Annotated in this window: 20 protein-coding genes and 3 rRNA genes; 3 read left to right on the plus strand and 20 right to left on the minus strand. The window is 65.6% G+C overall.

The genetic code is table 11. From position 1 onward, the window contains the following. Positions 1 to 48: 48 nt before the first annotated feature. The 16 genes from scpB to IM776_RS10495 form a co-directional block, all read right to left on the minus strand. Positions 49 to 630, minus strand: a complete 582-nt coding sequence (gene scpB, locus IM776_RS10420) for an SMC-Scp complex subunit ScpB (protein ID WP_194419988.1) — start codon at positions 628 to 630, stop codon at positions 49 to 51. Then, on the minus strand, positions 620 to 1,456 hold the full coding sequence (locus IM776_RS10425) for a segregation and condensation protein A (protein ID WP_228479714.1): 837 nt from the start codon (positions 1,454 to 1,456) through the stop codon (positions 620 to 622). The genes scpB and IM776_RS10425 overlap by 11 nt, the downstream gene beginning before the upstream one ends. After that, positions 1,440 to 2,273: a ParA family protein gene (locus IM776_RS10430; protein WP_194422605.1), complete on the minus strand. Its 834-nt coding sequence runs from the start codon at positions 2,271 to 2,273 to the stop codon at positions 1,440 to 1,442. Before IM776_RS10430 ends, IM776_RS10425 begins: the two co-directional genes overlap by 17 nt. Before the next feature lie 159 nt (positions 2,274 to 2,432). Next, complete coding sequence (gene xerD / locus IM776_RS10435) at positions 2,433 to 3,335, minus strand: site-specific tyrosine recombinase XerD (protein WP_228479715.1); 903 nt, start codon at positions 3,333 to 3,335, stop codon at positions 2,433 to 2,435. 1 nt (position 3,336) lies between these two features. Then, complete coding sequence (locus IM776_RS10440; RefSeq protein ID WP_194419990.1) at positions 3,337 to 3,915, minus strand: NUDIX domain-containing protein; 579 nt, start codon at positions 3,913 to 3,915, stop codon at positions 3,337 to 3,339. After that, entirely contained in the window at positions 3,908 to 5,605 is a 1,698-nt protein-coding gene (locus IM776_RS10445; RefSeq protein WP_194422607.1) for a CTP synthase, read from the minus strand. The genes IM776_RS10440 and IM776_RS10445 overlap by 8 nt, the downstream gene beginning before the upstream one ends. Before the next feature lie 26 nt (positions 5,606 to 5,631). After that, positions 5,632 to 7,314, minus strand: coding sequence for a DNA repair protein RecN (gene recN / locus IM776_RS10450; RefSeq protein ID WP_194419991.1), 1,683 nt, complete (start codon positions 7,312 to 7,314; stop codon positions 5,632 to 5,634). Next, positions 7,311 to 8,222 (minus strand): NAD kinase, encoded by a 912-nt coding sequence (locus IM776_RS10455; protein WP_194419992.1) that lies wholly within the window; start codon positions 8,220 to 8,222, stop codon positions 7,311 to 7,313. The genes recN and IM776_RS10455 overlap by 4 nt, the downstream gene beginning before the upstream one ends. Continuing rightward, a complete protein-coding gene (locus IM776_RS10460; RefSeq protein ID WP_194419993.1) occupies positions 8,219 to 9,016 on the minus strand; it encodes a TlyA family RNA methyltransferase in 798 nt (265 codons plus the stop codon). The genes IM776_RS10455 and IM776_RS10460 overlap by 4 nt, the downstream gene beginning before the upstream one ends. Then, on the minus strand, positions 9,013 to 9,186 hold the full coding sequence (locus IM776_RS10465) for a hypothetical protein (RefSeq protein ID WP_194419994.1): 174 nt from the start codon (positions 9,184 to 9,186) through the stop codon (positions 9,013 to 9,015). Before IM776_RS10465 ends, IM776_RS10460 begins: the two co-directional genes overlap by 4 nt. 45 nt (positions 9,187 to 9,231) lie before the next feature. Beyond that, complete coding sequence (locus IM776_RS10470; protein ID WP_194419995.1) at positions 9,232 to 10,263, minus strand: HAD-IIA family hydrolase; 1,032 nt, start codon at positions 10,261 to 10,263, stop codon at positions 9,232 to 9,234. Next, entirely contained in the window at positions 10,264 to 10,923 is a 660-nt protein-coding gene (locus IM776_RS10475; protein WP_228479716.1) for a hypothetical protein, read from the minus strand. A 47-nt stretch (positions 10,924 to 10,970) separates the two neighbouring features. Continuing rightward, entirely contained in the window at positions 10,971 to 11,507 is a 537-nt protein-coding gene (locus IM776_RS10480; RefSeq protein WP_194419996.1) for a hypothetical protein, read from the minus strand. 198 nt (positions 11,508 to 11,705) lie between these two features. Further along, a 5S ribosomal RNA gene (gene rrf / locus IM776_RS10485) occupies positions 11,706 to 11,822 on the minus strand. A gap of 119 nt (positions 11,823 to 11,941) precedes the next feature. After that, positions 11,942 to 15,050, minus strand: a 23S ribosomal RNA gene (locus IM776_RS10490). 393 nt (positions 15,051 to 15,443) lie between these two features. After that, a 16S ribosomal RNA gene (locus tag IM776_RS10495) occupies positions 15,444 to 16,968 on the minus strand. The 16S, 23S and 5S rRNA genes sit together here, the layout of an rRNA operon. Positions 16,969 to 17,525: 557 nt before the next feature. Here IM776_RS10495 and IM776_RS10500 point away from each other — a divergent pair. After that, entirely contained in the window at positions 17,526 to 18,839 is a 1,314-nt protein-coding gene (locus tag IM776_RS10500; protein ID WP_228479717.1) for a CoA transferase, read from the plus strand. Here the strand turns inward: IM776_RS10500 and IM776_RS10505 are convergent. Genes IM776_RS10505 through IM776_RS10515 form a run of 3 tightly spaced genes read right to left on the minus strand, consistent with a single transcriptional unit; the run spans position 18,790 to position 21,881 of the window. Then, positions 18,790 to 19,599, minus strand: coding sequence for a DUF4184 family protein (locus IM776_RS10505; RefSeq protein ID WP_194419997.1), 810 nt, complete (start codon positions 19,597 to 19,599; stop codon positions 18,790 to 18,792). The two genes, IM776_RS10500 and IM776_RS10505, sit on opposite strands and share 50 nt — an antisense overlap. Then, positions 19,599 to 20,900 (minus strand): tyrosine--tRNA ligase, encoded by a 1,302-nt coding sequence (tyrS, locus tag IM776_RS10510; RefSeq protein ID WP_194419998.1) that lies wholly within the window; start codon positions 20,898 to 20,900, stop codon positions 19,599 to 19,601. The genes IM776_RS10505 and tyrS overlap by 1 nt, the downstream gene beginning before the upstream one ends. Positions 20,901 to 20,927: 27 nt before the next feature. Next, on the minus strand, positions 20,928 to 21,881 hold the full coding sequence (locus tag IM776_RS10515) for an aldo/keto reductase (protein ID WP_194419999.1): 954 nt from the start codon (positions 21,879 to 21,881) through the stop codon (positions 20,928 to 20,930). 54 nt (positions 21,882 to 21,935) lie between these two features. Between IM776_RS10515 and IM776_RS10520 the strand changes: the two genes are divergently transcribed. Together IM776_RS10520 and IM776_RS10525 are read left to right on the plus strand one after the other, a co-directional pair. Further along, entirely contained in the window at positions 21,936 to 22,301 is a 366-nt protein-coding gene (locus IM776_RS10520) for a MerR family transcriptional regulator (protein ID WP_194420000.1), read from the plus strand. 60 nt (positions 22,302 to 22,361) lie between these two features. Further along, entirely contained in the window at positions 22,362 to 22,949 is a 588-nt protein-coding gene (locus IM776_RS10525; RefSeq protein ID WP_194420001.1) for a hypothetical protein, read from the plus strand. 3 nt (positions 22,950 to 22,952) lie between these two features. Here IM776_RS10525 and IM776_RS10530 read toward each other — a convergent pair whose 3' ends face one another. Continuing rightward, positions 22,953 to 23,597, minus strand: a complete 645-nt coding sequence (locus tag IM776_RS10530; protein ID WP_194420002.1) for a SatD family protein — start codon at positions 23,595 to 23,597, stop codon at positions 22,953 to 22,955. Positions 23,598 to 23,647 lie beyond the last annotated feature (50 nt).

Consider the following 23,647-nt stretch of genomic DNA (forward strand, 5'->3'; position numbering starts at 1 on the left):
TTTCCGTGTACGCGGCAGAAATAGACGGGGTTGGGTCGGGATGCTGTGTCATCGGATGGTTCCTTCGTCGAATCCGTCGGCGCCGTCGTCGAGCAGCGGTGAGATCGGCGGCAGTTCGTCGAGCGAGTTGATGCCGAGGTTCTGCAGCAGGGCGTCGGTGGTGCCGTAGTTGATGGCGCCGGTCTCGGAGTCGGCGAACAGTTCGGTGATCAGTCCTCGTGCGAGCAGCGTGCGCACGACCGAGTCGACGTTCACCGCGCGGATGGACGCCACCTGGCTGCGCGTGACCGGCTGCTTGTAGGCGATCACGGCGAGGGTCTCGAGCGCCGCCTGCGAGAGCCGCGCGGGCGCCTGCCCGCCGACGAACTCTGCGACGAGATCATCGTGATCATCGCGCACGTACAGCCGCCAGCCGCCGCCGACCTCGCGCAACTCGAAGCCGCGCCTGGGGCCGGCGCCGTTGCCGTCGTAGTCGTCGACGAGCGTCTCGATCGCCTGGCGTACTGCGGGCACGGGCGCACCGACGGCAGCCGCCAGTGCGACGAGGCCGAGCGGCTCGTCGATGATGAGCAGGATCGCCTCGAGCTTCTCGGTCAGCGGATGGTCGATGTTCGCAGTCTCATCGGTCATAATCGGCCCCCAGGCTCGCGAGTGTCTCGTCCGACCAGGAGTCGGCGGCCCAGCGCAGCGTCAGCTCGCCGAGCGGTTCCAGTTGTTCGAAGGACAGCGCCGCGTGCCGGTACAGCTCGAGCACCGAGATGAACCGTGCCACGACGATGCCGGGTTCGGTGGTGCCGGCGACGAGCTCCCGGAAGGTGAGCGACTCGGTATTGCGCAGCAGGGTGACGACGATCGCCGCCTGTTCCCGGATGCTGACCAGCGGCGCATGCAGGTGGTCGAGGCCGACGTTCGGGATCTCCTTGGGCGCGAATGCGAGAAGCGCGAGGGCGGCGAAGTCATCGGCGCTGAGCGTCCAGACCAGCTCGGGCGTCTGACGCCGGTGCTTCTCGTCGAGGCGGACGGCGCGGGTGTGCCGACGATCTTCGCGCTGCAGGCAGCGGGCAAACCAGGCGGAGACCTCCTTGAACGCGCGGTACTGCAGCAGACGGGCGAACAGCAGGTCGCGCGCCTCGAGCAGCGCGACCGCCTCGGCGTCGACGAGCTCGCCCTGCGGGAGGAGACCGGCGACCTTCATGTCGAGCAGCGTCGCCGCCACCACGAGGAACTCGGATGCCTGATCCAGCTCCTCTTCGGCCTCGAGCTCCTTCAGGTACGAGATGAACTCGTTCGTCACGGCGCTGAGCGACACCTCGGTGATGTCCATCTCGTGCTTCGAGATGAGGTTCAGCAGCAGATCGAACGGGCCGTCGAAGTTCGTCAGCGAGACGCGGAAGCCGGTCTCCGTCCCTTCGACAGGCTCAGGGATCGTCTGCTCTGCGTCAAGCGACGGCGCCACGGGCGACCAGCTCCCGCGCCAGTCGCAGGTACGCCTGGGCGGCGGCATGCTCCGGCGCGAACTCGGTGATGGGGACCCCGGACACCGAGGCGTCGGGGAACTTCACGGTGCGTCCGATCACGGTCTCCAGCACGTCGTCGCCGAATGCCTCGACGACACGCTCGAGCACCTCGCGCGAGTGCAGGGTGCGGGCGTCGTACATGGTGGCGAGCAGCCCGTCGAGCTGGATCGCGGGGTTCAGCCGATCTCGCACCTTCTCGATCGTCTCGATGAGCAGGGCGACACCGCGCAGCGCGAAGAACTCGCACTCCAGCGGGATGAGCACGCCGTGGCTCGCGGTGAGCGCGTTCACCGTCAGCAGGCCCAGCGAGGGCTGGCAGTCGATGAGGATGACGTCGTACTCGCCCGCCACCTGGCGCAGCACGCGGGCGAGGATCGTCTCGCGGGCGACCTCGTTGACGAGGTGCACCTCGGCTGCCGACAGGTCGATGTTCGCGGGCATGACGTCGAGTCCGTCGACGTTGGACTTCACGATCGCGTCGTGCGCGTCGCGCTTGGTGTCCAGCAGCAGGTCGTACACGGTCGGAACATCGTGCGTCTGGATGCCGAGGCCTGCCGAGAGAGCGCCCTGCGGGTCGAAGTCGACGGCGAGCACTTTGCGGCCGTACTCGGCGAGAGCGGCCGCCAGGTTGATGGACGTGGTCGTCTTGCCGACGCCGCCCTTCTGGTTGCATAGCGCGATGATGCGCGCCGGCCCGTGCGAGGCGAGCGGTGCGGGGGTCGGGAAGCCCTGGTAGGGGCGCCCGGTGGGACCCATGGGAGTGTCGTCAGCCTTCGACGTCTTGCCCTTGGTCTTCGCCGCGTTCTGAGCCACCGAATCTCCTGCTTCCCTCATGCTTGGTCGATTCTAGCGATTCGCGTGCGGATCCGCGGGGTCACGCCCCGGCGATCCCGCCGAATGCCTGCGTGGCCGCTCTCAGCGGGCACGCGGATGCGATGTCGCGTAGATGTCGCGCAGCGTCTCCACGGAGACGTGGGTGTAGATCTGGGTCGTCGCCACCGAGGCGTGCCCCAGCAGCTCCTGCACGACGCGCACGTCTGCTCCGCCCTGCAGAAGATGCGTGGCGAACGAATGCCGCAGTGTGTGCGGCGAGACCTCCGCGGTGATCTGCGCATGTTCGGCCGCTGACCGGATGACAAGCCACGCGCTCTGCCTCGACAGCGGCGCGCCGCGTGCGCCGAGGAACAGTCTCGCCGATGCCTTGCCCTTCGTCGCGAGTGCCGGCCGGACCCGCGTGAGGTAGGCGTCTACGGCATCCCTCGCGAACGACCCGATGGGCACGATCCGCTCCTTCGAGCCCTTGCCGCGCAGCCGCAGCACGTCACCATGCGCGAGATCGTCGACATCGAGGCCGACGGCCTCGGAGACGCGGGCCCCGGTCGCGTACAGCAGCTCCAGCAGCGCACGATCGCGGATTCCGATGGGCTCATCCGCTGACGGCGCCGCCAGGAGCCGCTCGACCTGATCGATCGTCAGGGCCTTGGGCAGCCGCTGCGGCATCTTGGGCGGTCGCAGCCGCCCGGTGGGATCCTCGACCTCGATCCCCTCGCGGACGAGGAAACGGTGCAGCCCGCGCACCGAGGACTGCAGCCGAGCCAGGCTCGTCGCCGCCGGCACCGGCACCATGGCGGAGCGGTCGGCGATGAAGCGGCCGATGATCGCACCGGTCACCGCCGTGGTGTCATCGATGCCGGCATCCGTCAGCCAGTCGAGGTACACGGCGAGGTCGCGGCGGTACGCGCCGACCGTGTGGTCGGACAGGCCGCGCTCGATCGTGATGTGGCGCAGGTAGGCGTCGATCGCACGATCCAGGCGCACGTCAGCCCCGCAGTCTCCGCTCGGCCGCGAGCACACCGAGAGCCAGGATGCCGTTGCGCAGCCGTCCGTCGAGCACGGCATCGACCGCGTCGGAGAGCGGAACCCACTCCAGCCGAATGTCGGCTTCCTCGTCCTCCCTGGCGAACGCGTCGGGTGCCGCCTGGATGCCGGTGGCGAGGTAGATCTGGATCAGCTCGCTGTTGCCGCCGGGCGTCGTCCACGTCGACACGAGCGCCTCCCAGTCGCTTGCGACGAGATCTGCTTCCTCGGCCAGCTCGCGCTGCGCGGCGAGCATCGGATCCTCACCTTCGATGTCGAGGAGCCCTGCGGGCAGCTCCCAGTCGCGATGGCGGATCGGATGCCGGTACTGCTGGATCAGCAGCACATGGCCGTCCTCATCGAGTGCGAGGACGGCGACGGCACCGGTGTGATCGACGTACTCGCGGACGATCTCCCCGTCGCCGTACGCGACGCGGTCGGAGCGGACATCCCACACCCAGCCCTTGTAGACCAGGTCGCTCTGGATGACCTCCGGCTCGAACGGCTCGTCCCTCAGCAGCTCGCCTCGAAGCTCAGGCATCTGCTTCGACGTCGAACAACTCGCTGGAGCGGTGGCGTTCGATCGCCGCGCCGATGAGACCGCGGAACAGCGGGTGCGGGTCGGTCGGGCGCGAACGAAGCTCGGGGTGCGCCTGCGTGGCGATGTAGTACGGGTGCACATCGCGGGGCAGCTCGACGAACTCGACGAGGTCGAGCTCGGGGTTGAGGCCCGAGAACACAAGTCCGGCGTCCGAAAGACGGTCGCGGTACGCGTTGTTGACCTCGTAGCGGTGACGGTGACGCTCGGAGATCCTGGTGCTGCCGTAGACCTCGGCTGCCAGCGATCCCTCGTCGAGGGCCGCTTCGTAGAGGCCGAGGCGCATGGTGCCGCCGAGGTCTCCGCCGTCGAGGATCTCGACCTGCTCTGCCATCGTGGCGATGACGGGCGCGGTGGTCTCCGGATCGAACTCGGTGGAGGACGCTCCGTCGATGCCGGCGATGGTGCGGCCGTACTCGATGACCATGCACTGCAGTCCGAGGCACAGGCCGAGGGTCGGGATGCCCTGCTCACGGGCGAAGCGCAGCGCGCCGAGCTTGCCCTCGATGCCGCGGATGCCGAAGCCGCCGGGAACGCAGATGCCGTCCAGGTCGGAGAGCGCCTTGGCAGCGCCCTCGGGCGTCTCGCACGAGTCGGACGGGATCCAGCGGATGTTGACGTGCGCCTCGTGCGCGAAGCCGCCGGCGCGCAGCGCCTCGGTCACCGACAGGTAGGCGTCGGGCAGGTCGATGTACTTGCCGACCAGGCCGATCGTGACGTCGTGCTTGGGGTTGTGGACCGCCTGCAGCACCTTCTGCCAGCGCGACCAGTCGACCTCGGACGCAGCCTTGCCATCGAGGCCGAGGCGGCGCACGATGTACGAGTCGAGGCCCTGATCGTTCAGCGTCGAGGGGATGTCGTAGATGCTCGGCAGGTCGACGGTGTTGATGACGCCTTCGACGTCGACGTCGCACATCAGCGCGATCTTGTTGCGGTTGCTCTCGCTGACCGGGCGGTCGCTGCGCAGCACGAGGGCGTCCGGCTGGATGCCGACCTGGCGGAGCGCTGCGACCGAGTGCTGGGTGGGCTTGGTCTTCTGCTCACCGGATGCGCCCATGAATGGCACGAGCGAGACGTGCACGAAGAAGACGTTGTCGCGGCCGAGCTCGTGACGCAGCTGACGGGCCGACTCGAGGAACGGCTGCGACTCGATGTCACCGACCGTGCCGCCGACCTCGGTGATGATGACGTCGGGCCGCGGCTCCTCGGTGGCCTGCAGGCGCATGCGGCGCTTGATCTCGTCGGTGATGTGCGGGATGACCTGCACCGTGTCGCCGAGGTACTCGCCGCGGCGCTCCTTGGCGATCACCTGCGAGTAGATCTGCCCGGTGGTGACGTTGGCTGCCTGTGACAGGTTGATGTCGAGGAAGCGCTCGTAGTGCCCGATGTCGAGGTCGGTCTCGGCCCCGTCGTCGGTGACGAACACCTCACCGTGCTGGAACGGGTTCATCGTGCCCGGATCGACGTTCAGATACGGGTCGAGCTTCTGCATGACCACGCGGAGTCCGCGAGCGGTGAGCAGGTTGCCGAGGCTGGCCGCGGTGAGCCCCTTGCCCAATGAAGAAACGACACCACCAGTCACGAAGATGTGCTTGGTCGTGTCGTTTTTAGGCCCCGCCTCAGAAGAGTTCATCACGGGCTTCAATCCTAACAGTTGACTCAGACCGCAAGGCTGAGAAGTTCTCGGGCATGGGTGAGTGCGGCGTCCGAATCCGTGAGGCCGGACAGCAGGCGCGCCATCTCCGCCTCGCGTTCGGTCCCCTCCAGACGCCGGACGCTCGACGCGGTGACCGCGCCATCGTTGGACTTCACGACGGAAAGATGGTTGGACGCGAACGCGGCGACCTGCGCCAGATGCGTGACGGCGATGACCTGAGACGATTCTGCGAGCCGGGCGAGTCGCCGTCCGACTTCGATCGCCGCTGCGCCGCCGATGCCGGCATCCACCTCGTCGAAGACGAACGTGGGAACCGGATCGGTGCCGGCGATCACGACCTCGATCGCGAGCATGACGCGCGAGAGCTCGCCGCCCGATGCGCTCTTCGCGACTGAGCGCGGCTCAGCGCCCGGATGCGGGGCGAGGAGGATCGCGACGTCGTCTCGGCCGTGGGCGCTCCAGGCGCCCTCCTTGACCGCGACCTCCAGCCGCGCGTCGGGCATCGCGAGGGCGTGCAGCTCTTCCGTGACCTCGGTGCCCAGCCGCCCTGCGGCCTCGGTGCGCGCCGCGGTCAGCGCCGCGGCCGCCGCGTCGAGGTCGCCGCGTGCGGCGTCGCGCTCGGCCTGCAGACGCTCCAGCCGGTCGCCGTCGTCGTCGAGCTCGGCGAGACGCGCGGAACCGGTGCGCCACAGCTCCAGGGCCTCGTCCAGCGTTCCATGCGCGCGGACGAGGGTGGTCAGCGCGGCCCGGCGCTCCTCGACGGCGGCGAGCTCGTGCGGTCCGCTCTCGTCGAGATCGGCGAGGTAGGCGGACAGCTGCAGCGCCAGGTCGGCGAGCCGGTAACCGACATCGGCGATGCCGTCGGCGATCTCTCCGAGGGCGGAATCCGCCGCCTTCTCAAGGTGACGCCGGGCTTCGGCGACGAGTGCTGAGGCGTCGGTCTCGCCCTCTTCGCTCGAGATCGCGTTCCGCGCGAGGGAAGCCGCGAGCCGCAGCTCCTCGGAGTTGGCGAGCCGCTCCGCACGTTCGGCGAGGACGACGTCCTCGCCCTCCTCGGGCGCGGTGGCCTCGATCAGCGCCAGCGCTTCACGCAGCCGCCCGGCCTCGTCGGCCCGGCGGTCGCGGTTGTCGGACAGCTCGGTGATCTCGGCATCCAGCTCGCGCCAGCGCGCGTAGGCGGAGGAGTACGCGTCCGCAGCCGAGGCGACCGTGGCCCCGCCGAAGCGGTCGAGAGCGTCACGTTGCGCGACGGCCGAGCGCAGTCGCAGCTGCTCGGACTGGCCGTGCACGACGACGAGCTCATCGGCGAGGGACGAGAGGACGCCGGCCGGTGCCGCCCGTCCGCCGACGCTGGCGCGGCTGCGTCCCTCGGCGCTCAGCGTGCGCGAGACGTAGAGCTCGCCCTGCCCTGCGCCGAACGACTCCAGCTCTCCCCCGGCATCCGCGACGATGTCGGCGATCGCGCCCTCGGAAGGGACGATCCAGACGCCGGCGACGGATGCCTGGTTCGCGCCAGCCCGCACGGCGCCGGAGTCGGCGCGCTGGCCCAGCAGCAGCCCGAGTCCGGTGACGACCATGGTCTTCCCAGCGCCGGTCTCGCCCGTGATCGCGGTGAATCCGGGGCCGAGCGGGAGGACCGCGTCATCGATGACGCCGAGGCCCTGCAACCGCATCTCCTCGATCACGCGGATGCTCCTCGCCAGCCGGCGACCGGCAGCTGGAACTTGCGGACGAGCCGGTCCGTGAACTCCGTCGGGTGCAGACGGGCGAGGCGCACGGGACGCGACGATCGTCGCGCCACCACGCGTGCACCGGGCGGCAGATCATGGGAGCGCCGCCCGTCGCACCAGAGGATGCCGGTGCCGGTGGTGCGCTCGAGCATCTCGATCGCCACGGAGACGTCCGGTCCGACCACGAGGGGGCGTGCGAACAGCGCGTGCGCGGAGAGCGGGATGACGGCGATCGCCTCGACGCTCGGCCAGATCACCGGGCCTCCTGCGGAGAAGTTGTAGGCGGTGGATCCGGTCGGCGTCGAGATCACCATGCCGTCGCAGCCGTAGCTGGATAGCGGCCGGCCGTCGATCTCGACGACGACCTCGATCATGCGCTCACGGCTGGCCTTCTCGACGGTGGCCTCGTTCAGCGCCCATGTCTCGTAGACGACCTGACCGTCGGCGTCCTTGACGCGGACGGCGAGGGCGAGGCGCTCCTCGACGACGTAGTCCCGCGCGATGACGCGCTGCACGGCGTCGTCCATGGCGTCGCGCTCGATCTCGGCGAGGAAGCCGACGTGCCCCATGTTGATGCCGAGCACCGGGGCGCTGTGCGTGCCGCGGACGAGTTCGGCGGCACGCAGGATGGTGCCGTCGCCGCCGAGGACGATGGCGAGTTCCAGATCGTCGACGTCGACGTCGTCGATGAGCGTGTCGACGCCCGAGAAGTCGCCGTCGACCGCGGACAGCTCTGCCCGGTCGTCGATCGACAATACCGGGCGCGCGCCGGCGCTGCGGAGCAGTTCGATGACGCGACGGGCTGCGGCGACGGTGTCGTCCCGGCCGGCATGAGCGACGACCAGGATGTTGCGCTCGTTCATCGTCCTCCTGCCAGCTCGTCGATGCGTCCTGTCCATTCTGTCGGATTGCTTCCGCGTCCGGGTGCCATGTGGACGAGGAACTCGGCATTTCCGTGCGTACCCAGGATCGGCGATGCGATGATCCCCAGCATCCCGAGCCCGGCATCCCATCCGTGCCACACGACGCGTGCGACGGCGTCGGCCCTGGTGGCGGGGTCGGTGACGAGACCGCCGCGCACTGCGGTGCGACCGACTTCGAACTGCGGCTTGATGAGCACGACGATGTCCGATTCGGATGCCGCGACCGCCGCCGCTGCGGGAAGGATCAGTTCGAGGGAGATGAACGACAGGTCGCCGACGATGAGATCGGGCGCGGCTGGTTCGCCGGTGGCCTCGGCGAGGTTCTCGCGGGTCATGTGGCGGACGTTGTATCCCTCGACGTCGACGACGCCGGGGTCGCTGCGGACGGATGCCGCCAGTTGCCCGTGCCCGACATCGACGGCGAGCACCTTACGGGCGCCGCGCTCACGGAGCACCTGGGTGAAGCCGCCGGTGGATGCACCCAGGTCGAGCGCAAGCCGGTCTTCGACCGGCACGTCGAAGGCATGGAGCGCGGCGACGAGCTTGTGCGCGCCCCGACTGACGTAGTGGTCGGTCTCGGCGACGACGATCTCAGCGGCGTCGTCGACGGCGGTCGACGACTTGATGATCTGGCGGCCGTCGACGCTGACGAGTCCGGCTGCGATCAGTGTCGCGGCGTGCGTGCGGGAACGCGCGAGACCACGCGATGCCAGTTCAGCGTCGAGGCGCGTCACCGGTCTCCCGATTTCTCATGGGAGTCGAGCTTCGCGCCGCTCTCGAGTCGGCGGAACAGCTCATCGTGGACGACCGTGTAGGCGTCTGCTCGAGCGGCCAGCGGCTGCCCCTCGATCAGGCGCAGACGGCTCCACAGGCCATCGGTCGGCTGCGGGGTCTCGTCACTCACCCCTCCACCTTACGATGCGTCGAAGGCCGAGCCGTCGAGGCGCACTCAGGGACGGTGGAACGGGTCGTCGTAGAGCTTCTCGGGCACATTCAGCACGAAGATCGGCGTACCGGACTCCCAGATGGCGGTCGCGCCGGCGCGCACGAGGTCGATGTGCCGCTTGCCCTCTGCGAGGATCTCGACGGCTCCCCCGACGACGCGGACCGATGCGCCGTTCACGGTGACGACGCCGCCCTTGCGTTCGGTCTGCGGATAGGGCTCGTGCAGTTCGCGGAGGTCGCTGAGCACGTACGTCGGCCGTGAGCCCTCCGGCGCGGCCAGGACGTGCTTCGGCCGGTCGATACCGGTCAGGACGAGCACGGAGTCGATGCCGACGCGGGCCGCGCCCATGATGTCGGTGTCGAGCCGATCGCCGATGAAGAGCGTCTTGGTCGCCTCGAACCGGGCGATCGCCTCTTCGAAGATCGGGACCTCGGGCTTGCCCGCGACCGTCGCGAGACGGCCGACGGCGGTGTGCACGGCGGACACGAGCGTGCCGTTGCCCGGGGCGACGCCGCGCTCGCGCGGAATCGTCCAGTCGTTGTTGGTGGCGATCCAGGGGATGCCGCCCTCGTCCTCGGGGAGCTTGAGCGCGAACGCCGCTTCGGCGAGGTCTGTCCAGGCCACATCGGGCGAGAAGCCCTGCACCACGGCATCCGGAGCGTCTTCTGCGCTGCGGGTGACCCGGTAGCCGGCCTTCTCGGCCTCGACGACGAGCCCCTCTCCCCCGACGATCAGCAGAGTGGCGGGGGCAGGGACCATGGACGCGAGCAGGCGCATCGCCGCCTGGGGGCTGGTGACGACGTCGTTGGCCGCGACGGAGAGGCCGAGGTCGGTGAGGTGCTCGGCGACGGAGGCGTCGGTGCGGGAGGCGTTGTTGGTGATGTAGCCGACCCGCCTCTTCTCGGCGACGCGGTTCAGGCTCTCGACAGCGTGCGGCAACGCGCCCGCACCTGCATAGACGACGCCGTCGAGGTCAGCGAGGACGACGTCGACGCCGTCCAGTGGTGTCGGACGGGTCTTGGAGAAGAGTCCCACTCAGGAATCCTCCTTCGGCGCGTCCTCAGCGAGCCCGTCCGCGGCCGGAGCTTCTTCTGCGGGTGCGTCGGCAGCCGGCGTCTCGTCATCGAACTCGCCTTCGATGAGGCCGTCCTCGACGAAGATCTCGTCCTCGTCCTCGTCGTTCATGCCGAGGGCTTCGGCGGCGACCTCGGCGCGGGCCGCCCAGAACGCCGCCTCTTCATCGCGCCCGAGATCCTCGAGCACAGCGGCGTGGGCTCCGAACAGTGCCGGACTCCACTCGAAGGCGCGGTCGGGATCGAGCTCCGGAATCTGCAGCTCGCCGAGTGCGAGTTCGGGCTCGCCCTGGTCGAGACGGGCGCCGGACATGGCGATGGCCAACGCGACGCGCACAGGCGTCGCGAGAGTTGCGCGGTCGACGGCGCGTCCTGCCTCGAGGGCGCGGTCAGCACGCCCGACACCGCGCTCGCTATCGACCATCAGAGCGATCTGATCGTCCTTGCCGGAGATGCGACGGTAGGTGCGCAGCTCCCGCAGCGCGAGGGCGAAGTCGCCGATCGCGTAGGCAGTGATGCCGAGCGTCTCGCGCACGATCGCGATGCGACCGGCACGACGGGATGCCGCGAGAGCGTGCTTGTGCGCGAGTTCGGGGTGTTCCTCGATCAGCTGCGAAGCCATCGCGAGATGACGCGCCACTTCGTCGGCGTTCTCCTTGCTCAGCGTCTTCAACTCGTTGCGCGCCGACGCGTGCAGATCCTTCGCCGTGACCTCGTCGGGAATCTCCGGCGCGTCGTAGCGCGGACGATCGTCGGCCTGGCGGTCAGGACGTTCACGGCCGGTTCCCCCTCGCTGCGGGAAACCGCGGCCGCCCGAGTTGCGAGAATCGGACCGGCGGTCGTCGCGGCGCGGAGCACCGTCGCGACTCTGGTAGCCACCCTCGCGCTTCTGGTAACCACCCTCACGGCGGTCACCGTCACGACGAGGCGCAGCACCATCACGACGCTGGTAACCACCCTCACGACGATCACCATCACGACGAGGCGCAGCACCATCACGACGCTGGTAACCACCCTCACGACGATCACCATCACGACGAGGCGCAGCACCATCACGACGCTGGTAACCACCCTCACGACGATCACCATCACGACGAGGCGCAGCACCATCACGACGCTGGTAACCACCCTCACGACGATCACCATCACGACGAGGCGCAGCACCATCACGACGATCACCATCACGACGAGGCGCAGCACCATCACGACGCGGAGCGCCGGAACGGCCTGTAGAAGGAGAGCGATCGGTACGCGGCCGCTGCGAGCGGTCGGCGCGCCGGTTGGTGGAGTCGTCTTCGCGTCGCGGTCGACGTTCTTCCTCGTTCGGCATGTCCTGATTCTCTCAACTTCTCATACAACGCAAAATGGCCACCCTGCGTTGGGTGGCCATTTTGTTTAAAAGGAGTCCGGCGGTGTCCTACTCTCCCACAGGGTCCCCCCTGCAGTACCATCGGCGCTGTGAGGCTTAGCTTCCGGGTTCGGAATGTGACCGGGCGTTTCCCTCACGCTATGGCCGCCGAAACACTATTGATGTTTCAATCAAACCTAAGAACACGTGATGTGTTGTTAGGGTTCTCGACCGTACATCGAGAACCACTCAGTGGACGCGGAGCATCAGAAAATTCGAACTGATGTTAGGTGTTATCAAGTCATCGGCTTATTAGTACCAGTCAGCTGCACACGTTGCCGTGCTTCCACATCTGGCCTATCAACCCAGTAGTCTGGCTGGGAGCCTCTCACCCACAAGGGGCATGGAAGTCTCATCTTGAGGCCGGCTTCCCGCTTAGATGCTTTCAGCGGTTATCCATCCCGAACGTAGCTAATCAGCGGTGCTCCTGGCGGAACAACTGACACACCAGAGGTTCGTCCAACCCGGTCCTCTCGTACTAGGGTCAGATCCTCTCAAACTTCCTACGCGCGCAGCGGATAGGGACCGAACTGTCTCACGACGTTCTAAACCCAGCTCGCGTACCGCTTTAATGGGCGAACAGCCCAACCCTTGGGACCTACTCCAGCCCCAGGATGCGACGAGCCGACATCGAGGTGCCAAACCATGCCGTCGATATGGACTCTTGGGCAAGATCAGCCTGTTATCCCCGAGGTACCTTTTATCCGTTGAGCGACAGCGCTTCCACAAGCCACTGCCGGATCACTAGTCCCGACTTTCGTCCCTGCTCGACCTGTCAGTCTCACAGTCAAGCTCCCTTGTGCACTTACACTCGCCACCTGATTGCCAACCAGGTTGAGGGAACCTTTGGGCGCCTCCGTTACTTTTTGGGAGGCAACCGCCCCAGTTAAACTACCCACCAGGCACTGTCCCTGAACCGGATCACGGTTCGAAGTTAGATATCCAGAGTGACCAGAGTGGTATTTCAACAATGACTCCACCATAACTGGCGTCATGGCTTCACAGTCTCCCACCTATCCTACACAAGCCACACCGAACACCAATACCAAGCTGTAGTAAAGGTCACGGGGTCTTTCCGTCCTGCTGCGCGTAACGAGCATCTTTACTCGTAATGCAATTTCGCCGAGTTCGCGGTTGAGACAGTTGGGAAGTCGTTACGCCATTCGTGCAGGTCGGAACTTACCCGACAAGGAATTTCGCTACCTTAGGATGGTTATAGTTACCACCGCCGTTTACTGGGGCTTAAATTCTCAGCTTCGCCTTGCGGCTAACCGGTCCTCTTAACCTTCCAGCACCGGGCAGGCGTCAGTCCGTATACATCGTCTTGCGACTTGGCACGGACCTGTGTTTTTAATAAACAGTCGCTACCCACTAGTCTCTGCGGCCACCACACCCTTTCGGAGTAAATCCTAATAAGCGGGTGGCCCCCCTTCTCCCGAAGTTACGGGGGCATTTTGCCGAGTTCCTTAACCACGATTCTCTCGATCTCCTTGGTATTCTCTACCTGACCACCTGAGTCGGTTTGGGGTACGGGCGGCTAGAACCTCGCGTCGATGCTTTTCTTGGCAGCATAGGATCATCCACTTTTTATCCGCATCGTGTCTCAGCCTGTATGAGTCGCGGATTTGCCTACGACTCGGCCTACGCACTTGCACCAGGACAACCATCGCCTGGCTTGGACTACCTTCCTGCGTCACACCTGTTAATACGCTAACCGCACCAGCATGGGGTCGTACGCTAGGCCCACACGCCATCACCCGAAGGATCCGGTCACGTGGGATTCAGATACTTAGCACCACTGGATTGGTTTGGGCGGTTCTTCGCCGGTACGGGAATATCAACCCGTTGTCCATCGACTACGCCTGTCGGCCTCGCCTTAGGTCCCGACTTACCCAGGGAAGATTAGCTTGACCCTGGAACCCTTGGTCTTTCGGAGGACATGTTTCTCACACGTCTTTCGCTACTCATGCCTGCATTCTCACTCGTGTAGCCTCCACGGCTGGTTCACACCGCCGCTTCGCTGGCCACACGACGCTCTCCTACCCATCAACACGGCTGGACCACGAAGGCCTACCAATAATGTCAATGCCACAACTTCGGTGGCGTGCTTGAGCCCCGTTACATTGTCGGCGCGGAATCACTTGACCAGTGAGCTATTACGCACTCTTTCAAGGGTGGCTGCTTCTAAGCCAACCTCCTGGTTGTCACAGCAACTCCACATCCTTTTCCACTTAGCACGCGCTTAGGGACCTTAGATGGTGGTCTGGGTTGTTTCCCTCTCGACTATGAAGCTTATCCCCCACAGTCTCACTGCTGCGCTCTCACTTACCGGCATTCGGAGTTTGGCTGACGTCAGTAACCTTGTAGGGCCCATCGGCCATCCAGTAGCTCTACCTCCGGCAAGAAACACGCAACGCTGCACCTAAATGCATTTCGGAGAGAACCAGCTATCACGAAGTTTGATTGGCCTTTCACCCCTATCCACAGCTCATCCCCTCAGTTTTCAACCTAAGTGGGTTCGGTCCTCCACGCGCTCTTACACGCGCTTCAACCTGGCCATGGATAGATCACTTCGCTTCGGGTCTAGGACATGCGACTGAATCGCCCTATTCAGACTCGCTTTCGCTACGGCTACCCCACACGGGTTAACCTCGCCACATATCACTAACTCGCAGGCTCATTCTTCAAAAGGCACGCTGTCACCCCTACTAAGGAGGCTCCAACGGTTTGTAAGCAAACGGTTTCAGGTACTATTTCACTCCCCTCCCGGGGTACTTTTCACCTTTCCCTCACGGTACTTGTCCGCTATCGGTCATCTGGGAGTATTTAGGCTTATCAGGTGGTCCTGACAGATTCACACGGGATTTCTCGGGCCCCGTGCTACTTGGGATACTCTTCACGCCAGAACACGCATTTCGGCTACGGGGTTGGCACCCTCTATGACCGGCCTTTCAAGACCGTTCGCCTATACGCTTCTGTCACGTCGCCACCTCGGCAGAGATGACTGAAAAGTCCCACAACCCCGAACATGCAACTCCTGCCGGATATCACACACACTCGGTTTAGCCTGATCCGGTTTCGCTCGCCACTACTAACGGAATCGCGGTTGCTTTCTCTTCCTGTGGGTACTGAGATGTTTCACTTCCCCACGTTCCCTCTACCCGCCCTATATATTCAGGCGGGAGTCACTAGGTCGGCACGCCGCCCAGCGGGGTTTCCCCATTCGGACACCCTCGGATCAAAACTTGCTTATCAGTTCCCCGAGGCTTATCGCAGATTGCTACGTCCTTCTTCGGCTCCAGATGCCAAGGCATCCACCGTTTGCTCTTAAAGACTTGAAACAACATGAGTTCGAATCGTCAAAATTGAAATTGACTAATGATCTTTAAGATCATCAATACAACACAACCCCAAAGGGTCATGTTGAAGATGCTCGCGTCCACTGTGTAGTTCTCAAAGTACGGGCGGTACCCCCACCGATTCACAACCGTGAACCAGAAAGGGGCCCAGAGGTACAGTCCCGACCAAACGATCGGTTCCGGTCCCTCAGGACCCAACAGCGTGCATGCACCACATCCCCATGACCTCCCCGTTCCAACCGCCGAAGCAGCGTACTAACGAAAACCATGCATCCGTGATGCCTTGTCTAATGTTCCACCCATGAGCTCCCAGCGAAGAACATGTGCCTTCGAACTGGGTTCTGGACACCCCGAGGGGCGTCAGATGCTCCTTAGAAAGGAGGTGATCCAGCCGCACCTTCCGGTACGGCTACCTTGTTACGACTTAGTCCTAATTACCGATCCCACCTTCGACAGCTCCCTCCCACAAGGGGTTAGGCCACCGGCTTCAGGTGTTACCGACTTTCATGACTTGACGGGCGGTGTGTACAAGACCCGGGAACGTATTCACCGCAGCGTTGCTGATCTGCGATTACTAGCGACTCCGACTTCATGAGGTCGAGTTGCAGACCTCAATCCGAACTGGGACCGGCTTTTTGGGATTCGCTCCACCTCACGGTATCGCTGCCCATTGTACCGGCCATTGTAGCATGCGTGAAGCCCAAGACATAAGGGGCATGATGATTTGACGTCATCCCCACCTTCCTCCGAGTTGACCCCGGCAGTATCCCATGAGTTCCCACCATTACGTGCTGGCAACATAGAACGAGGGTTGCGCTCGTTGCGGGACTTAACCCAACATCTCACGACACGAGCTGACGACAACCATGCACCACCTGTTCACCAGTGTCCAAAGAGTCCCCTGTTTCCAGGGTGTTCTGGTGTATGTCAAGCCTTGGTAAGGTTCTTCGCGTTGCATCGAATTAATCCGCATGCTCCGCCGCTTGTGCGGGTCCCCGTCAATTCCTTTGAGTTTTAGCCTTGCGGCCGTACTCCCCAGGCGGGGAACTTAATGCGTTAGCTGCGTCACGGAATCCGTGGAATGGACCCCACAACTAGTTCCCAACGTTTACGGGGTGGACTACCAGGGTATCTAAGCCTGTTTGCTCCCCACCCTTTCGCTCCTCAGCGTCAGTTACGGCCCAGAGATCTGCCTTCGCCATCGGTGTTCCTCCTGATATCTGCGCATTCCACCGCTACACCAGGAATTCCAATCTCCCCTACCGCACTCTAGTCTGCCCGTACCCACTGCAGGCCCGAGGTTGAGCCTCGGGATTTCACAGCAGACGCGACAAACCGCCTACGAGCTCTTTACGCCCAATAATTCCGGATAACGCTTGCGCCCTACGTATTACCGCGGCTGCTGGCACGTAGTTAGCCGGCGCTTTTTCTGCAGGTACCGTCACTCTCGCTTCTTCCCTGCTAAAAGAGGTTTACAACCCGAAGGCCGTCATCCCTCACGCGGCGTTGCTGCATCAGGCTTCCGCCCATTGTGCAATATTCCCCACTGCTGCCTCCCGTAGGAGTCTGGGCCGTGTCTCAGTCCCAGTGTGGCCGGTCACCCTCTCAGGCCGGCTACCCGTCGACGCCTTGGTGAGCCATTACCTCACCAACAAGCTGATAGGCCGCGAGCCCATCCCCAACCAAAAAATCTTTCCAACAAGTAACCATGCGATTCTTGTTCGTATCCAGTATTAGACGCCGTTTCCAGCGCTTATCCCAGAGTCAGGGGCAGGTTGCTCACGTGTTACTCACCCGTTCGCCACTAATCCACCCAGCAAGCTGGGCATCATCGTTCGACTTGCATGTGTTAAGCACGCCGCCAGCGTTCATCCTGAGCCAGGATCAAACTCTCCGTAAAAAAAGATGCATACAACCACCGGAATAAGGTGATCACAGCGAGTTTGAAACTGACCAAAGAGATATTCATTGCTGACTATCCGTTGCCAACCCTCCGAAAAGGATTGGTCTTTGATCCAAAGGAATCTCACCCCACCGAAGTGGAGTCGAGGTTATTTGGCATTTGACAAGTGCACGCTGTTGAGTTCTCAAGGATCGGACGCTCCCCCGACCCAGTCATCACAACCAGGCCCGAAGGGCAACTTCTCAATCTTACCCCGTGGCTTCCGTTTGTCAAATCGACGATCCGAGCGAACTCGGTGCGATCTGCGGGGCCACAGAGCATCCCAGACGCAGCATCTCACCGAAGTGATCTTCTGTGTCTGGGAGGTGGTCCGCCACTTGAGGGGAGCTGGGCCTTGGCCCTTGCTCAACCCTGTGGGGCGAACAGGTAATAACTTACGCGGGATCCGCGGGAGCGGGCAAATCCGGGTCGATCCCCGGGCGTGTCGCGCGCCCGCGTCCCCAGGACCTGCCAGGTCAGGCCCGGATTCCGCATCAGCGGCGTACGATCGCGCCATGAGTCCCATGACCGCCGGACGCGCGCTGCTGACCCGGATCGCGGAGGACCTGGGCATCGAGCACGATGCGGTCGCCGACGTCGCTGAACCCGGCCACGCCGCGCCCCTCCCCTCGCGCCTCGCCACTGCGGAACTCGCGTGGGCGAGCATGGCGTCCGTCCTGCTCGCCGCCGGGGTCGACGAGGTCGCTCTCGACGCGGACCGGATCGCGCTCGCCTATCGCAGCGACCGGCTGTTGCGCATCGACGGTGAGGCGCCCGATGTCTGGTCGCCGTACTCCGGATTCTGGCCCGTCGAAGACGGGTGGATCCGTACCCACGGCAACTATCCGCACCATGCAGTAGCGCTCCTGCGTGCGCTCGATCTCCGAGAGGACGCGAGCGCTGACGAGGTGCGCGCGGTGCTCGCCACGGCATCCGCCCACGAGTCCGTGGAGCGCATCTCGGCCGCCGGGGGTCTCGCCGTCATGGTCTCGGCCGAGCGCCCCGAGCGCGATGCCGCCCTCCGTGACCGGCCGCTCGTCGATCTCCGCCGTGCCGGTGATGCGGCACCCGCGCGGTCAGGACTGACACGAGCGGATGCGCCGCTGCGCGGCGTCCGTGTTCTCGATCTCACCCGCGTGATCGCCGGCCCGGTGTGCACCCGCACTCTCGCACTACTCGGTGCTGACGTGCTGCGCATCGATCCGCCGCACCTGCCCGAGCCGCACTGGCAGCATCTCGACACCGGGCACGGCAAGCGCAGCGCGCTCCTCGATGCGCGCTCTTCCGAGATGCAAGCGCCGCTCGCGCAGACCGATGTGGTCGTGCTCGGCTATCGCCCCGCGGCCCTCGAGCGTCTCGGCCTCTCCCCCGACATCCTCGCCACGCGGCATCCCGGGATGGTCGTCGCCCAGCTGAGCGCTTGGGGTGCGGAGCATGCTGATCGGGCCGGGTTCGACAGTCTCGTGCAGGCGGAATCGGGCGTCGCATTCGTCGAATCGCCCGACGGTGCGACCCCGGGAGCGCTCCCCGCACAGGCGCTGGATCACAGCGCGGGCTACCTGCTCGCCGCCGGCGTCTGCTCTGCGATCCGCAGACGCCGCGCCGAAGGCGGCAGTTGGCGAGTGAGCGCGTCCATGCGCCGTGTCGCCGCGGAACTGCTGGGGATGCCGCGCAGCACGGCCCCGGCGTCGCCCCGCGAGATCGACGCGGCGAGTCACATCCAGGAGTTCGCGGTCGGCGGGCAGACGTTGACGACCGTGCGGTCGGCGCTGCCCGGATTCAGCTTCGCGGCGCCTCGACCTTGGGGGTCCGACGCCCCAGAATGGTGAGCACCACGCACAGCGCGAGCGTGAGCATCGCCCAGATGCCGCACGCCAGCGGCAGCACTCGATACGCCAGGTGCTGGAACGAGAAGTCTTCCGTGAACGGGCCGAGGGCCAGGTAGCCGATCACCCAGGCGGCGACGAGGATGACGGGCAGCGAGAGCCACCAGGTCACCCGCACCCATGGCCAGGTCTCGCGCGCCACGGCGGTTCGCGGCTCGGCGCGACGAAGCCGCAGCAGCGCCCAGACGCCGATGATCACGAGGCCGATGACGCTCGAGCCGTGCTGCAGCCACTTGAATCCCTCGAGCGGGCCCCACTGCTCTTCGAGCGCCGGCACGAGATCCAGCCCGAGACGTCCCTCGTGCGTGAACCCGTCCCACAGGATGTGCGACACGACGCCGATCAGCAGGGATGCCGCGAGCCAGAGCGCGCGCGTCCACCGCTGCCCGATGCCGAGGGCGTCGTTCAAGGCGTCTGCCGCCGGCATGTCCCAGTCGGCTGGCAGCCGACGTGCGAGCCACTGCGGAGAGAGCTCCGGTGCGATCGGTCGCAGCACTACGCGCCACAGCAGGAAGAGGCCGAGTGCGAGCACCATCGTCCAGACGATGTTCGCGTAGGTGTGCGTGAACGAGTAGCTCACGCCGAATCCGCGCACGAACAGTGGCAGGTCGGGGGTCATCGCACCGATCGCGATCGCCGCCGGAACCAGCGGGGTACGCAGGAACGGCAGCGCGACGATCGCGTGGCTCGGAGTGAACGGCATCAGCCGATGAACACGCCGGCGAGCGTCTTCTTGCCTCGGCGCAGCACCGACACTCCCCCCGCCAAGGTCCCCTCCACGACGGTCGCGTCGTCCTCCACGCGGATGCCGTCGAGCGCGACGCCACCCTGCGTGATGGCACGGCGCGCCTCGGAGAGGCTCGCCACGAGCCCCGTAGCGACCAGCGCGTCGACGACCGAGGTTCCGGCGGGGACGGTAGCGTTCGGCAGCTCCTCCAGCGCCGTGCGCAGCGTCGCCGCGTCGAGACCGTTCAGGTCGCCCTGGCCGAAGAGAGCCTCGGACGCCGCGATGACGGCGGCCGTGGCCTCCACGCCGTGCACCGTCGCGACCACCTCGAGGGCCAGACGCTTCTGCGCGGCGCGGCGGAACGGCTCGGCCTCTACGAGCTTCTCGTACTCCTCGATCTCGGCGCGGGTGAGGAATGTGAAGATCTTCAGGCGGGAGATCACGTCGGCGTCGGCGGTGCTCAGCCAGAACTGGTACATCCGGTACGGGCTGCACATGTCGGCATCCAGCCAGATGGCATTGCCCTCGCTCTTGCCGAACTTCGTGCCGTCGCTGTTCGTGATCAGCGGCGTGCCGATCGCGTGCGCGGACGCGCCTTCGACGCGGTGGATGAGGTCGGTGCCGCTGGTGAGGTTGCCCCACTGGTCCGATCCGCCGGTCTGCAGCACGCAGTCGTACTGGCGGTACAGCTCGAGGAAGTCCATCCCCTGCAGGATCTGGTAGCTGAACTCGGTGTAACTTATGCCGGCATCCGAGTTCAGGCGCGCGGCGACCGCATCCTTCTTCAGCATGGTGCCGACGCGGTAGTGCTTGCCGATCTCGCGCAGGAAGTCGATGGCCGACATCGGCGCAGTCCAGTCGAGGTTGTTCACCATGCGCGCGGCGTTCTCGCCCTCGAAGCTGAGGAAGCGCTCGACCTGTGCGCGCAGCCGGCCGACCCACTCCTCCACGGTCTCGCGGGCGTTCAGTGTGCGCTCGGCAGTGGGCCGCGGGTCGCCGATGAGTCCGGTCGAACCGCCGACCAGCCCGAGCGGCTTGTGACCGGCGAGCTGCAGACGGCGCAGCAGCAGAAGCTGGACGAGGTTGCCGAGGTGCAGGCTCGGAGCCGTCGGATCGAACCCGCAGTAATACGTGATCGGGTCTCCGGCGAGAAGGGCGCGCAGCGCCTCCTGGTCGGTGGACACGTGGACGAGGCCGCGCCAGACGATCTCATCCCACACGTTCTCGAACGTGGGATCGATCGCCTGCGGAGCAGTCGTCAGAGCGGGGTTGGGCACGCGGTCCAGGCTATCAGCGCGGTGCCCTCACACCGGTTCGTCCAGAGCGCGGATCTCGTCGGCGGTCAGGGTCAGCAGCGCGGCATCCATCGCGAGATCCAGCTGCGCGATGGTGCTGCCGCCGAGAATCGGACGGATGCCGTGCGCCAGCAGCCACGCGAGCACGATCTGCCCGCGCTGCAGATCGCGACCCCGCGCGACCTCGTCGAGGATCGCAAGACGCCGCTCGTTGCCTGGATGGTCGTACACCTCGGGGATCGCCTTGTCGGGGTTGTCGTAAGCGCCCGAGAGCAGCGGTGTGTACGCCCACACTTCGAGGCCGTGTTCGGCGGCGTAGTCGCGCTGTTCGTCGTCGAGTACGCCGAAGCGATGGATGACGCCCGGCAATTGCGCGCCCGGGCGCGCACGCAGGTAGGTCGTGTTGAGCTGGAGTGCATCGATGGGTATGCTGCCGCTGTTCACCGCATGTGCCCGTGAGCGCTCGATGCGCCAGGCCGGGTGGTTGGATGCGCCGACGCGTCGCACCGTGCCGGCGGCGGTCAGCTCGGCGAGAGCATCCGTCGTCTCCTCGATGGGAACCGACCTGTCCTCCTGATGCAGCCAGAGCAGATCGATCGTGTCGATGCCGAGGCGATCCAGGCTGCCGGCGACCGCTTCGCGGATCGCACGGTGCGACAGCCCGGTCCGGTATTCCGGCCAGGAACCCGGCCAGAGCGGCTCCGCACCGACCTTCGTCGAGATGCGCACGCGTTCCCGCATGTCAGGGTGGGAAGCTAGCCAGCGTCCGATCATCGTCTCCGATGCGCCGCCGTGACCGGTGGCGCTGTCCCAGAAGCTGTAGCAGTCGGCGGTGTCGATCCACAGGCCGCCGCGTTCGATGAAGCGATCGAGCACAGCGAACGATCTCTCCTCATCGAGACGGGTTCCGAACGTCATCGCGCCGAGCACGAGGGGTGAACGAGGTGTGTTCTGTTCAATCATGACGCCAGTCTCGGACCTGGAGTGCGCTCCAGGTCAAGTCCTATGCTCGATGCCATGACGACGTACACGCCTGCCGAGGCGTCCGAGCTGTCCGGCTTCAGCATCGACACGCTGCGGTATTACGAGCGGGAGGGGATCCTCGGGGAGGTGCAGCGGAGCGCCGGCGGTCACCGCATCTACACCGACGCCGAGCTCGGGCTGCTCGACTTCCTCAGATGCCTGCGCGAGACCGGCATGCCCGTGGAGCGGCTGCGCCGATACGGCGAACTCTGCCGACGGGACGACACGGTCCCCGAGCGGATCGCGCTGCTCGAGCAGCACGCCGAGCACGTCGAGCGGCAGCTGCAGGAGGTGCTGGCACAGCAGGCGCGTCTGGCGGAGAAGCTCGCCTGGTACCGCGGCGAGCAGGGCGCCGGCTGAGGTCGGGCCGACGCAGCGCGGTGCCACGACGATGTCGGATGCTCGTGCAAGGCTGTCGGCATGTCGTCGGCCGACCCGCTCCTGTCCGTGATCGTCGCCGCGGGCATCGCTGCGGTGATGTGCGCGGTGCTCGTCATCTCGCTCGTGAGCGTGCGCAAGCCGACCACGCCCCCGATGGTCGTCTGCAGCGTCCTGATCGCTGTGGCGCTGATCACCGTCGTGGTCATGCCGCCGACGGATGTGCCGATCGTCGCGGGCGTCCCCCTGACCGCGCTGGGGATCGCCGCGGCGACGATCGGCGGTAACCCGTTCACCCGCCGGGCGCTCGACATCGCCACCGGCAATCGGGTGCGTGAGACGGAGGACGGCGGCATCCTGATCATCGCGGCCCATGACGCCGATCCCGAGCACGCGCGCACGCTGATGCGCGGCGGCACCGTGATCGGCTATCTGGAGCGCGTCGCCGCGGTCGCGGCCATCGCGGTCGGGTTCCCCGAGGCGATCGCGGCCGTCATCGCCGTCAAGGGCATCGGCCGATTCCCGGAGCTCGCCGAGCCCGAGGCTCGAGAGCGCTTCATCATCGGCACCGTCGCAAGCCTGCTCTGGGCGGGGGTGATCGGCGCGATCATCCGCCTGAGCCTGGGGTGAGGCTCAGTTCAAGCCGAGCAGGCGGAAGCCCTCGACGACAGCGGCGGCGCCGGATGCCGACAGGCCCTGCGAGACCGCGGACTGCGTGATCCCCTCTGCGGCGGCGAGTTCGCGCTGCGTCAGGGAGAGGCAGCGTCCGTACGTCAGCCGGCGGACGCGTTCGGACATGGCGCCGACGATCTCGTCTCTGGTGAGCAGGTGGGCGTTCGCCCACCGCACGGCATCCGCGTACTGCTCCGCGACGCTGTCATGGGCGACGATCCAACTGCGGGCCTGCGGTGCGGCACGCCTCTGCAGCACCTCGAGGTGCTCGATGGCGCTGCGCGCCGCCCACCATCCAGGGCCGTCCGAGATGCCCTGTGCGGAGGTCGCCGAAGGCACCCTCCCGACATCCCCGATACCGACGCCGTAGCGGAACTCGACCCCGTCCGGCAGCGCGAGCCGCAGCAGCAGGATCGCGCCGAGAGCGGCCTCAAGCGTCGGATAGACCGCCTGCTGCTCGTCGCCGACCGTGGGACGCAGTCCCTGCGTCGCGACGGGAAGATCGCTCTCGACGCGGGCGATCGTCTCATCGAACGCGCGCTGCGCTTCGGCCCGATCGGCGAGCTGCCGGGAGCCGATGATGTCTGCCGTCACCGCGATCGTCATCGTATGAGCGTATCACTGATATTCGCGCAATATAAGGTTTCTGCTGATAC

Origin of the sequence: Microbacterium abyssi (assembly GCF_015277895.1) — a bacterium.
Taxonomy (GTDB): Bacteria; Actinomycetota; Actinomycetes; order Actinomycetales; family Microbacteriaceae; genus Microbacterium; species Microbacterium abyssi.

What these genes read in the sequence shown, in the direction of transcription:
- IM776_RS10505 (WP_194419997.1), bottom strand. Translation starts at nt 19,599, where the DNA reads ATGCCGTTCACTCCGAGCCACGCGATCGTCGCGCTGCCGTTCCTGCGT.
- IM776_RS10440 (WP_194419990.1), bottom strand. Translation starts at nt 3,915, where the DNA reads ATGCCTGAGCTTCGAGGCGAGCTGCTGAGGGACGAGCCGTTCGAGCCG.
- IM776_RS10525 (WP_194420001.1), top strand. Translation starts at nt 22,362, where the DNA reads ATGTCGTCGGCCGACCCGCTCCTGTCCGTGATCGTCGCCGCGGGCATC.
- scpB (WP_194419988.1), bottom strand. Translation starts at nt 630, where the DNA reads ATGACCGATGAGACTGCGAACATCGACCATCCGCTGACCGAGAAGCTC.
- IM776_RS10500 (WP_228479717.1), top strand. Translation starts at nt 17,526, where the DNA reads ATGAGTCCCATGACCGCCGGACGCGCGCTGCTGACCCGGATCGCGGAG.
- IM776_RS10475 (WP_228479716.1), bottom strand. Translation starts at nt 10,923, where the DNA reads ATGGCTTCGCAGCTGATCGAGGAACACCCCGAACTCGCGCACAAGCAC.
- IM776_RS10515 (WP_194419999.1), bottom strand. Translation starts at nt 21,881, where the DNA reads ATGATTGAACAGAACACACCTCGTTCACCCCTCGTGCTCGGCGCGATG.
- IM776_RS10430 (WP_194422605.1), bottom strand. Translation starts at nt 2,273, where the DNA reads ATGGGTCCCACCGGGCGCCCCTACCAGGGCTTCCCGACCCCCGCACCG.
- IM776_RS10445 (WP_194422607.1), bottom strand. Translation starts at nt 5,605, where the DNA reads ATGAACTCTTCTGAGGCGGGGCCTAAAAACGACACGACCAAGCACATC.
- IM776_RS10520 (WP_194420000.1), top strand. Translation starts at nt 21,936, where the DNA reads ATGACGACGTACACGCCTGCCGAGGCGTCCGAGCTGTCCGGCTTCAGC.
- IM776_RS10455 (WP_194419992.1), bottom strand. Translation starts at nt 8,222, where the DNA reads ATGAACGAGCGCAACATCCTGGTCGTCGCTCATGCCGGCCGGGACGAC.
- IM776_RS10530 (WP_194420002.1), bottom strand. Translation starts at nt 23,597, where the DNA reads ATGACGATCGCGGTGACGGCAGACATCATCGGCTCCCGGCAGCTCGCC.